Genomic DNA, 11,037 nt, shown 5'->3' with positions numbered 1-11,037 from the left:
CACTTTGAACCAACCTTTCCACCTCCTTAACAGTATCTTCGGGGCTCATGAACAATACCGATGATGCATAGGCCCTAACCTTATCCCTAAAGGCGCCGCCCAGCAACTTATACACTGGTTTACCAAGGTATTTACCCTTGATGTCCCATAGGGCTAGGTCAATACCTGACAAGGCCTCAACATAATAACCAGCGTAGTGCCCGCGGATCCTCATGGCAGAGAATAATTGTTCCCAAAGAACCTCATTATCCAGAGGGTCCTTTCCGATCAGCATTGGCTTAAATAATGCGTTAATAACGGATGCCGTGGCCTCAGGAGCCTCCCTAGCTATTGCCTCGCCCCAGCCTATCAATCCCTCGTCAGTAACTACCTTAACATAGACTGCGGTGAATCCATGACTAATCTTCGATGCAACCTCCTCATAGGGTCCCCTAAACCCAGTAACTGGTTTTCCCACATAGGCCCTGGCTACGTATGTGATTACATCAGTGATCTTCATGACTATGTCTCATTATGTAGAGAACTAATAACCTATTATACTTACTTGTGTTAATAATAATATCAGTGCTTGCTTGCATAATTCATTTAATTATATATAATTACTGGTAAGTAATGAACCTACCTAGCGAATGGATTGAGAAGGGTGATGCCTTTCTTAAGGATGCGGAGAATCATGTAAATGACAGACTCTATTGGCTATCATGCTTCGAAGACCAACAAGCCGCAGAACTTTACTTAAAGGGATTCTTAATGGCTAGGGTAGGTACTTACCCATTCACTCACGACTTAGCTGAGTTATTAAGGACCATTAAATCCTTAGGTGTTGATGTGCCTATGGAACTTTACTTATATGCAGATGCCCTGAGCGGTGAGTATACGTTAGCCAAGTATCCTGGCAGGGAGCTCAGGGTTTATAATGAGGATACTGCAGTTAGGTGTGTTGAGTATGCGAGGAGACTCATTGAATTTGTTAAGTCAGTTTCTAAGGACCCTGGCTAAGTACGTCGAGGATGGAGATAAGGCTCTCAAGGAGTATGTGAATAGGTTGATTCAGGAGTTGCCTGAGAGCACTATTGTGCTCTTTGGTTCTAGGGCTCGTGGTGATTACTTACCTAGTAGTGACTATGATGTTGCGGTTATACTTAGGCAGGTATCTGACGTGCATAGTGAGTTATTGAGACTTCGTTCACTAAAGCCCGAGGGTTTATTCCTAGACCTAACTATACTTAGTATTGATGATCTTGATGGTCCAGTCATTAAGGAGATGCTCAGGGGCTGTAAGCTGCTCTATGATGGCTTAGGTATAAATAACAAGCTTGGATGTAGGTTGTCGTAATTTTATGACTGAATAATCTCTAGTACTGTCTTTATATCGTCATGAGTCCATGTGTATGCCTCCTGATAATTACTTAGGTTAGCTCTCTTTGTTATTAACTTGGCGGGCCAATTGTTGAATTCATCCTTAGCCCTCCTTAGGTGTTCCAGTGCCATTTCGAAGTGTTTAATGCCTGCGTTTACTGAGCCTACAATCACCTTATTGTTAAGCACGACACTTGTCATTAACCCACCTAGATTGCTCAGGGAACCACCACTTGGATATACGCCAAGGAGTATGTAAACACCGTTAGGTGCCAGGTGGTTTAATCCTTCGTTAATTACCTGTGGTGATCCCGTAGCTTCAATAACTATGTCAAACTCGCTGCTCACATGCTCGGTTGCTGAGTCGATGTACGTACCACCCAGTTCCTTAATGAGTCTTGCCTTTAGACTATCTGGTGGTCTTGTTGCCGTGGTTACTGTATTTAATCCCATAAGTCTCAGGACCATCGTTGCCAATAAACCCACGGGTCCCGCACCGAGTATTAACGCTGTCTTTGGCTTCCAATCGAACCTTGCCTGCCCAATCCTCATAGCCATGTCAATACCCTTCTCAACCACTGAGAGCGGTTCGGTAAGTACTGCGATATCGACAATTTCCTTGGGCACCTTAACTAAGTACTTAGCGTCTGTCACAGAGTACTCAGCGGCATGTCCATGTAATCCCCAAATCCCGTGTTCCAGGTAATGACCAACTGGGCAAAAGTCCACGGGCAAGTCGCAATTCAGTGGTCTCCTTACTGTTGGTACGACTATGTCACCGACACTCACGTTATCAACATCGTCACCAAGCTCAACAACCTCAGCCACAGACTCATGACCAAGGATTAGGTATTGATTACCCTCAGGGGCCTTGCCATACCTGCCTTCTATTATTTCCTTATCGGTGCCGCAAACACCAACCCTAATTGGTTTAAGCAGTGCTTGTCCCTTGCCGGGACTTGGCTTGGGTACGTCCATTAATCTTAGGGATTCTGGTATGCCTGGAATAACGGTAACTGCCTTCATAACATACTATGTGTAAAATACTGGTATATAATGTTTTAGAATTGAGATATTGAGAATTATTTAAGCTGTTATGGGCCCTTCATTAGTATTATTTTTTCATCCTTATCCTTCAATATCTTCTTAACTACTTCGTAAACCTCATCAACGAATATAGGTCTCCCCGTTACCTTAACAACCTTGTGCTTAATCTCAATGCCCGTCTTCTCTCTAATCACGCCTGCTGCTTGAGCCTCGTAGTTCGACTCAACATCAATTATTAACTGGCCCTTGCTCAGTACGTTCTTCACGAACTCTGTTGGGAATGGTATGAACATCTTAAGCTGTAGGAAGTTAACCCTGTAACCCTCCTTACTTAGTATGTTCATTACATCCAGTAGAACGCCCTTTGTTGATCCCCAACCAACAAGTGTTATGTCGGCACTCTCCTGTCCATAAAGCCTAACCTTATCTGTGATTGGTATTTCCTTATCTGCCAATTCAAGTTTCTTCATTCTCTTCTCGTACATCTCCGTCCTAGTGTTTGGATCCTCCGTTATGTGACCGAACTCATCATGCTCATCGCCTGTCAACCAGAATATTGGTCCTAGCCCAGGTATTGACCTCGGTGATACTCCATCCTTCGTTATCCTAAACCTTCTATAATCATTCTCATCCTTCGTTACTATTAACCCCCTATCAATCTTAAGGGCCTTTTTATCAAGATCCCAAATAACCGTTGTGTATGAGTTGGCGAGTGCCTTATCAACTAGGTGAATAACAGGCATTTGATATCTCTCGGCCCAGTTGAGGGCCTTGAATGCATCCTCAATGGCCTCCCTATGATCGCCAGATGAAATTACTATCCTTGGGAATTCGCCATGTCCCATATGCATTACAAACCTCAGATCAGACTGGCTATTTCTTGTGGGCATTCCAGTACTTGGTCCACCTCTTTGGTAATGCGTTATTACGACTGGTACCTCATTCATCCCAGCAAAGCCCGTACCCTCAACCATTAGGCTTAGGCCTGGTCCTGACGTTGCTGTCGCCGTCCTGGCACCTGCTATACCCGCGCCTATAGCCATGTTAATGGCTGATATCTCATCCTCCGTTTGTACAACGACTATACCTGCCTTCTCTAGGGCCTTAGCCTCCTCAGTAACTGGGTCTAGGCTGACTATATTATGGGCCTCTATGAATACCGACTCGTCAGCCGCAGGTGTTATTGGATAGTAGGTCTGGAACCGGAGACCACCTAGTATTTTTCCTATCGCCACTGCCTCATTACCATTAACAATCACGGCCCTCGTATTTCTCTTTATTGGCGGTAATGATAAGTTCGTCTTAATGGATTTTACATACTCATAAACAACCTCAACAATGACCTTATTATACTCAAGAAGTTTACCTCTCCTGCCTGTGAACACGTCCTCGAGACCCTTAAATACATAGTCAATGGGTAAGCCCATTATGGCAGTTGAGTATGCGGTCATAACCACATTTGAGTATCTACCAATTAATGATGGTAGGTCAATATCATGAAGTTTCTTCTTAACCTCCTGCAGTAGGTCGGCATAGTGCATGGTTAATACATTAATACCGTTATTCCTCAGGTAGTCAATGATACCCTTAACCGTGGGCTCAATACCAGACTTACTGAAAAATTCCCTGAGTCTCTCCTTGAGTTCATCCTCCATGTATTGCAGTTGATCAAGCTTTGTATTGAATATTGATGTATCAACGATTACATAACCACCGCGCTTAACATCCTGGAAGTGAGTGAATACGGATTCTGCATCAAGGACTACTAATATATCTATTGTACTTAGTAATCCTCCCTTGGGTTCATCACTAACCCTAACCATGAAGTAGCTATGCCTACCCTTAATGTTTGAGAAGTATTCCCTATCGCCAATCACGTAATAGCCAGCCCTAGCCACAGACCTCATGAAGACATTGGCGCCAGTATCTATACCACCACCCTGCGGTCCACCAATAACCCACATTATGTCCGTAGACATTACAATGAGGTTGCTTAGACCTATTTATTAAGCCTTCTCCCATTGTAGAATAAATATTGACTGTGTAAACCTAAATCCACGTAATCAATTCAATAAAATATAAAGTTATTTGTATGAATTAATGAATTAAGGTTTAATAAGTACCTTACCGATCCTAGAGTTATTTCTCATAGACTCCAATGCATCATCAAACTTATACAATGAGTATGTAGAAGCTATGATGGGCTTAATCAATCCGCGGCTTAATACTTTAAATGTTTCGGCAACGTCAGATTTATGTGATCTAACGTTCCCAATAATCGCTATATCCTTCATTATTAAGTAACCAAGCCTTAATGAATAACTCTCATCAGGGTTTACATTACCAATGATTATTATACGACCTCCATTACGTAGACTTCTTAGTGATTCCTCAAGGGTAGGCGTTCCTACGGCTTCAATCACTATATCCGCACCTACGTTATTTGTTAGGTCCTTAACAACCTTACTAAACCTCTGCTCAGTGGTAGTTTCATCCGCAAACTGTTTAATGAATTTGGCCTTATCAGGCGATCTGGTAATTGCAATAACCCTGGCGCCCAATGCCCTGGCTAGCTGGATTGCGTGAATACCGACACCACCGCTCGCTCCAGTCACTACGACGGTCTCACCATGCATTAACCCTGCCCTCTTGAGACCCTTGTAAACCATGGCTATGACGCAGGGGGTGAATGCTGCTAATTCATCGGGGACTCCACTAGGCACCTTAACCAATGCATTAGCTGATACTCTGGCGTACTCTGCGAAGAACCCATCAATGTTCTCACCATAACTAAGCGCATTGATGCAGTATGAATCAAGTCCACGCATGCAGAATTCACAGGTGCCATCTGGCTCATGAAGCAGTGGTACTACCCTATCACCTGGCTTAAACCTTGGGTCCCTTGATTCAACTACGACACCAACGGCTTCATGGCCTAAGATAACGGGATACTTCATTCTTGGGTAGTAACCAGCGAGTTGAAGTAGATCACGGTAGCATAGTGCTGCGTAGTTTATCTTTATTAATACGTCACCATCGTTAAGTCTTGGCATTGGTATATCACGTATCTCGTACTTACCCTTATCATAAACGACAACTGCCTTCATCAATTAATAGCTGGATTGCTGCGTTTTAAGGAATTCCTTATTGATTATCTCGGTGTACTTACTCTTTAAATTCGATCTTGGCTAGTTCATAATCACTGGATTTCATATTGTATAATTCATCAATTAAATTTACCTTTAATGATGCGGGCCCTGAGGACTTTTTCTCCGCCTTCTCTGCAGCTATTTCAAACGTGACTAAGCCCTCCACTGAGGCAATCAGGAGGTCTTTGTTAATGGCCATGAAACTTGCGATTACAGAACCAACCATACAGCCACTGCCAGTTATGTACTGTAACATGGGCGTACCATTACTAACAATGGCGCCCCTCTTACCGTCAGACACGTAATCCCTGGGGCCTGTAATTACTGCCGTAACACCATACTCCCTAGCCAACCTCTCGGCAATCTCAAGATTAGCCTCACCCAGTGAGTCAACGCCCTTAATCATGCCCACCACACCGGCTAACGTCATCATCTCGCCTCCATTCCCCTTAAGTACACTAACCTCAACTTCATTAAGTATCCTAAGCACGGTCTCTGTCCTAAGCCTAGTTGCGCCGGCGCCAACTGGGTCTAGGAGTACTGGCACATTATTCTTATTGGCGGCCTTACCAGCCAATAGGAAGGACTCTATCCACCTATCGTCAAGTGTACCAATATTTATATACACAGCGTCAGCCTTGGCAACTAACTCCTCAACCTCCTCCTTAGCATGTGCCATGATTGGCGATGCACCAACAGCAAGGGTTATGTTTGCTGCATCATTCATTACTACATAATTCATAAGGTGATGAATCAAGGGCCTCTTCCTCCTAATGGCCTGCAGGTCATTCCAATAATTAATCATTATGTACTCAATAACATGCTTATTAATAAATATTAAGCATGTTATTCATAAATTAAGAAAAGGCATTATAATGTACCTAAAGCATTACCCCTTTAAGGAGGGGAGAGATCATATGGTATCATTAGATTTAATAAACGAATGCTGAATGCATTAATTGAAATAAGGGTTTCATTGAATGGTGCTTATGAGTATTATATACTGCGCGTTGGATTAGGGAATTGTTGTTGAGCAAGGGTATTTCTTGTGATGTTAAGACTAACGTAACAATACCAGCAGATGGCTTTTAAAGAGATTGATGGAAATTGCTATAATCCATTAGTAGTTGGTGAGGTCACTAGGTAGGAAAGCCCTTGCTCTCATACTAGCTGTGAAGACAACGCCAGAGCAAGTTGCTGAGTATTTAAGACGGAGAGCTGAGGAGCTAGGTATAATCCTTGTCTTGGGCGGGGAGTATTCATGATCAATTGCATCAAAATCAGTGAATCATCATTACTTCCCCATGTTCATTAACCATGGTCCTCCATTTTGGTGGTACCACTATCGTTGATCCATACTCCTCAATTATTGCTGGTCCCTTAATCGCTTGATTAATCGGTATATCCTCACGCCAGTAAACTGGCGCCTCAACCCAATCTTCGAAGAATACTCTCCTGAAACTCCTTGGTTTGGCCTCGCCATTGGTCCTTGGTGCCTTGAACCTCGGCTTAACCCTGGTTATTACCGCGAATACTCTAATGGTAACGATCTCGACGGGCTTATTTAACTTAAAGCCGTATGTCGCATAGTGCCTATCATTGAATGTCCTCTCGACATCGCCCATACTTGCTGGCTTACCAACAGGTATTGTTAACTCCCAACCCTGCCCAACATACCTAACATCCGCATACCTAAGGAAGTAATCAACCCTACCCAACCTACTAAGCAACTCATCCTCAAGTCTCCTAAACTCATCCTCAAGATTCCTTGGGAATGACGCCCTAACCTCAAACCTCTCATCAGCCATCAACAGGCCAAGGGCACTGAAGGCGCCTGGCTCCGGCGGCACGATCACGGAATTAATACCCAACTCCTCGGCTATGTAGGGCGCAAACTGAGGACCAGCGCCACCAAAGGCCATCAACGTGAAGTCCCTCGGGTCAAGACCCCTCTCAACAGTCACAAGCCTAACAGCCCTAGCCATCTCAACAACCGCGAGCCTAATGGCCTCAAGAGCCACGTTAATAGGATCACCAAGCCTCGACAAGCCCTTAATCGCGGCATCCCTATCAAGCCTCATCTCACCGCCTAGTAGGTACTCGCCAATCCTGCCAAGAACCACATTAGCATCCGTCAACGTCGACTCCCTACCACCCCTACCATAGCATATAGGCCCTGGATCGGCACCAGCACTGATCGGACCAACCCTGAGGGCTCCAGCTTCATCGCGCCAAATAATCGTTCCACCACCACTCGAAACTTCCGCTAGGTCAATGAATGGGAACCTAACTGGGTAACCACTTCCTTTGATTAACCTGCCGTGATGAGCTTCACCACCTACTTCGTACTCTGTCGTAACCTCAGGTTCGTGCTTGAGTATCGAGGATGCCTTAGCCGTGGTGCCACCCATGTCAAAGCCGATAATATTCTCAGCACCGATCAACCTCGAGAACTCCGCAACAGCCACAGCGCCAGCTGCAGGACCAGACTCGATTAATTGCACGGGTCTCTCCATAGCTTCATTAGCGTCTATGAGACCACCTGCGCTGGACATTATGTAGAACCTGTCAATGTTGAGCTCCTTAAGGCCCTCAGAGAACCTGGCTATGTACTCACTGACTATTGGCATGAGAACGGCGTTAACAACCGTTGTCGAGGTCCTCTCATACTCCCTAGGCTCAGGGGCTATCTTACTCGATAAACTAACGTACCTAAAGTACTTCCTAAGTACATCACCCGTAACCTCCTCATTGACTGGGTTAATGTATGAGTGAAGGTATGAAACAGCCACACTGACAACACCCATTGACCTAGCCTTAACAGCGTACTCCTCAACTGCCCTAGGATCAACCTGCTTAGCCACGGTGCCGTCAGCCAAAACCCTCTCATCAACCTCAAACCTAAGCTCCCTAGGGACTAGGGGCCTCGGCTTATCGAAGAACAAGTCATAAAGCCTAGGTCTGTTTTGACGGCCGATCTCGATAACGTCCCTAAAGCCCTTCGTAGTGAACAACGCCACCTTAGGAATTTCAAGACCAACCTGCCCAAGCAGTGTGTTCGTACCAATAGTAGTTGCATGAAGAACCTCGGAAATTGGTTCCCTAATCCTCCTTAAACCATCGAGCACCGCAACCTCAGGGCTCCTCGGAGTACTGAGGATCTTAATCGAGTATATGGTTCCGTCGCTCTTAAGGATTACGAAATCCGTAAATGTGCCACCAACATCAACAGCAACAACTGCCATAAATTATCGAAACGTAAAATCAATCATACCTTTATAATTTTACCGCCAAATTAATGATAAATATAAATAACGCATTATTTTCGGCTGATAATGATTATGATTAATACTAGGGATTTATTGAGGGGTGCATTTGATTTTCATGTTCATAGCGCACCTGATATTGTACCTAGGCTCCTTGATGACGTAGATTTAGCAAGACTATATAGGGATTATGGTTTTGGTGGTTTCATTATCAAGAATCATTACTCACCGACTTATGATAGAGCCTACCTGGTTAGGAAGATTGTGGAGGACATTGAGATCTTTGGAGGTGTTGTGCTCAATAATTCAGTTGGCGGCTTAAATCCAAGGATTGTGTATGTGGCTGGTCGATCAGGGGCTAAGATTGTTTGGTTCCCAACCGTTGACTCGGCAAATGAGAGGTCCTCATTACTTAATTGGCGTGACAAGCCCAACCCACCGGCATGGGTTAGGGCACAGCTTGAGCTTTATGAAAGGGGCTTGCTGGGTAATGCGTTAAGTATTTTTGATGAGGATGGTAGGATTAAGCCTGAGGTTGATGAGATCCTAGACTTAATTAAAGAATTCAACATGATACTTGCCACAGGCCACTTAAGCTCTAGTGAGGGTATGCAATTAGTTAAGAGGGCTGCGGAGCGTGGCGTTAGGAAGATAATTGTTACTCATCCTGAATTCCCAATGACTAAGTACAGTATTGAGCAACAGAGGGAATTAGCCAATTACAGTGTCTACTTTGAGAGATGCTATCAATCAGTTCTAGCGGGTAGGGCAAGTATTAATGATGTTGTGAAGGCCATTAGGGAAACCGGTGTTGAGAGGAACATACTATCAACGGATTTAGGTCAGGTCCATAATGAGCCACCGCCACGGGGCTATGCTAAGTTCATTGAGCAACTAATGAATGAAGGCTTTACCAGGGAGGAAATAGAAGTGATGACAAAGGAAAACCAAAGAAAATTATTATATTGAATGATGAGATTGGTAAGGATCAACTTGTTTTTATACCCTCATTACTACTACTGTGCTCGCTTGCATTAGGTCGCCCCAGGCATGAGCAAGACCCGTATATGCTGGCTTCCTTACTTGTCTCTTACCTGCCTTCCCAGCTAATTGCCAGTATATCTCTGCCACCTTCATTGTGCCGGCAGCGGCTATTGGATTACCGACACCGAGCAATCCACCTGATGGATTTATTGGTAAGTCACCATCCCTCTGGGTAACGCCCTCCTTAGTTAGTTTCGGCGCCTCGCACTTCTTGGCGAGCCCAAGCCCCTCCATGTGATGCAGCTCCTTGTAGTCAAATGGATCGTAGACCTCAGCAACATCAATCTCTCTCCTCGGATTCGTAATACCGGCCATTCTATAAGCCATCTGAGCAGCAACATTAGCATATTCTGGAAACGCCAGGTCCCTGTTTGTCCAGGATGTTGTGTCCAAGGTCCAACCAACACCATCAATCCAAACCGGCGTATCAGTTTGTCTCCTTGCAACATCCTCACTGGCTACTATGAATGCCGCAGCACCATCACTTACTGGTGAGATATCGAGTAACTGAACAGGCCATACCAACATCTCGCTCTTCAATACATCATCCACCGTTATGTTCGCCGCCACCTGGGCCGCTGGATGATCGAGGGCATTACGCTTATTCTTAACGCTGACTAGAGCTATATCCTCCTTCTTAGCACCGCACTTATACATGTACCTATGCATTTCCATTGCGAATATCCAAATTAAATTCGGCTGTAGTGGCACCTCAGTGACCGGATCCCATATGTACCTAAAGACCGCTTGTGGATGCGGTATATCGGCGCTACTCATTTTCTCCTCAGCGACGGCTAGCACAGTCTTGCAATGCCCACTTGCTACATGCCACCAGGCGGCTATTGGTACCATTACGCCGGTAGCACCGCCAACGAAAACCCTCATCGTTGGTTTACCAACACCACCGGAGCCATCGGCTAAATATTCACCTTTAAAGTGGACTCCATCAAACGTGTCCGGCGCCGAGCCTATTACCACGCAATCAATATCCTTAAGCGTAAGCCCAGCCTCATCAAGCGCTTGCTTAGCGGCTATCCAGGCAAGCTCCTTAGGAGTCTCGAGCATCCTCCTCCTAAATAATGTTAGTCCTGCACCAATTACTGCAGGCCTGTGCTTCACGTAAATGTTCCTACTCATAAATTACCACCCATGACTTGATTCTTAAGCATTAC

10 protein-coding genes and 1 pseudogene are annotated in these 11,037 nt (G+C 44.9%); 4 read left to right on the top strand and 7 right to left on the bottom strand.

What is annotated here, in order from left to right:
* A pseudogene (locus tag ACP5L5_RS08450) lies at window positions 1-499 on the bottom strand (mandelate racemase/muconate lactonizing enzyme family protein); the annotation flags it as partial.
* Between the two features lie 113 nt (window positions 500-612).
* On the opposite strand from ACP5L5_RS08450, the gene ACP5L5_RS08445 reads away from it, so the two are divergent.
* Window positions 613-999, top strand: coding sequence for a HEPN domain-containing protein (locus ACP5L5_RS08445; RefSeq protein ID WP_428763033.1), 387 nt, complete (start codon window positions 613-615; stop codon window positions 997-999).
* Window positions 947-1,336 carry a nucleotidyltransferase domain-containing protein gene (locus tag ACP5L5_RS08440; RefSeq protein WP_428763031.1) on the top strand — a complete coding sequence of 130 codons (390 nt, stop codon included), beginning with the start codon at window positions 947-949 and terminating at the stop codon, window positions 1,334-1,336. The genes ACP5L5_RS08445 and ACP5L5_RS08440 overlap by 53 nt, the downstream gene beginning before the upstream one ends.
* Window positions 1,337-1,338: 2 nt before the next feature.
* Here ACP5L5_RS08440 and ACP5L5_RS08435 read toward each other — a convergent pair whose 3' ends face one another.
* The 4 genes from ACP5L5_RS08435 to thiM all read right to left on the bottom strand — a co-directional run bounded on the left by ACP5L5_RS08435 (window position 1,339) and on the right by thiM (window position 6,360).
* Window positions 1,339-2,385 (bottom strand): glucose 1-dehydrogenase, encoded by a 1,047-nt coding sequence (locus ACP5L5_RS08435; protein WP_428763029.1) that lies wholly within the window; start codon window positions 2,383-2,385, stop codon window positions 1,339-1,341.
* A 68-nt stretch (window positions 2,386-2,453) separates the two neighbouring features.
* Window positions 2,454-4,385, bottom strand: coding sequence for a 2-oxoacid:ferredoxin oxidoreductase subunit alpha (locus tag ACP5L5_RS08430; RefSeq protein ID WP_428763027.1), 1,932 nt, complete (start codon window positions 4,383-4,385; stop codon window positions 2,454-2,456).
* A gap of 126 nt (window positions 4,386-4,511) precedes the next feature.
* Entirely contained in the window at window positions 4,512-5,513 is a 1,002-nt protein-coding gene (locus ACP5L5_RS08425; RefSeq protein WP_428763025.1) for an acryloyl-coenzyme A reductase, read from the bottom strand.
* Between the two features lie 58 nt (window positions 5,514-5,571).
* Entirely contained in the window at window positions 5,572-6,360 is a 789-nt protein-coding gene (thiM, locus tag ACP5L5_RS08420; RefSeq protein ID WP_428763023.1) for a hydroxyethylthiazole kinase, read from the bottom strand.
* A 325-nt stretch (window positions 6,361-6,685) separates the two neighbouring features.
* Between thiM and ACP5L5_RS08415 the strand changes: the two genes are divergently transcribed.
* Window positions 6,686-6,820 (top strand): hypothetical protein, encoded by a 135-nt coding sequence (locus tag ACP5L5_RS08415; RefSeq protein WP_428763021.1) that lies wholly within the window; start codon window positions 6,686-6,688, stop codon window positions 6,818-6,820.
* 15 nt (window positions 6,821-6,835) lie between these two features.
* On the opposite strand, the gene ACP5L5_RS08410 is transcribed toward ACP5L5_RS08415, so the two are convergent.
* Entirely contained in the window at window positions 6,836-8,800 is a 1,965-nt protein-coding gene (locus ACP5L5_RS08410; protein WP_428763019.1) for a hydantoinase/oxoprolinase family protein, read from the bottom strand.
* Window positions 8,801-8,890: 90 nt separating this feature from the next.
* On the opposite strand from ACP5L5_RS08410, the gene ACP5L5_RS08405 reads away from it, so the two are divergent.
* Window positions 8,891-9,790, top strand: a complete 900-nt coding sequence (locus ACP5L5_RS08405; protein ID WP_428763018.1) for a DUF6282 family protein — start codon at window positions 8,891-8,893, stop codon at window positions 9,788-9,790.
* A gap of 30 nt (window positions 9,791-9,820) precedes the next feature.
* On the opposite strand, the gene ACP5L5_RS08400 is transcribed toward ACP5L5_RS08405, so the two are convergent.
* Window positions 9,821-11,002, bottom strand: a complete 1,182-nt coding sequence (locus ACP5L5_RS08400; protein ID WP_428763016.1) for a thiolase domain-containing protein — start codon at window positions 11,000-11,002, stop codon at window positions 9,821-9,823.
* Window positions 11,003-11,037: the final 35 nt, after the last annotated feature.

Origin of the sequence: Vulcanisaeta sp., from assembly GCF_049966235.1 — an archaeon.
In the GTDB taxonomy this organism is placed as follows: domain Archaea; phylum Thermoproteota; class Thermoprotei; order Thermoproteales; family Thermocladiaceae; genus Vulcanisaeta; species Vulcanisaeta moutnovskia.
This window is presented reverse-complemented; position numbering and strand designations above follow the sequence as displayed.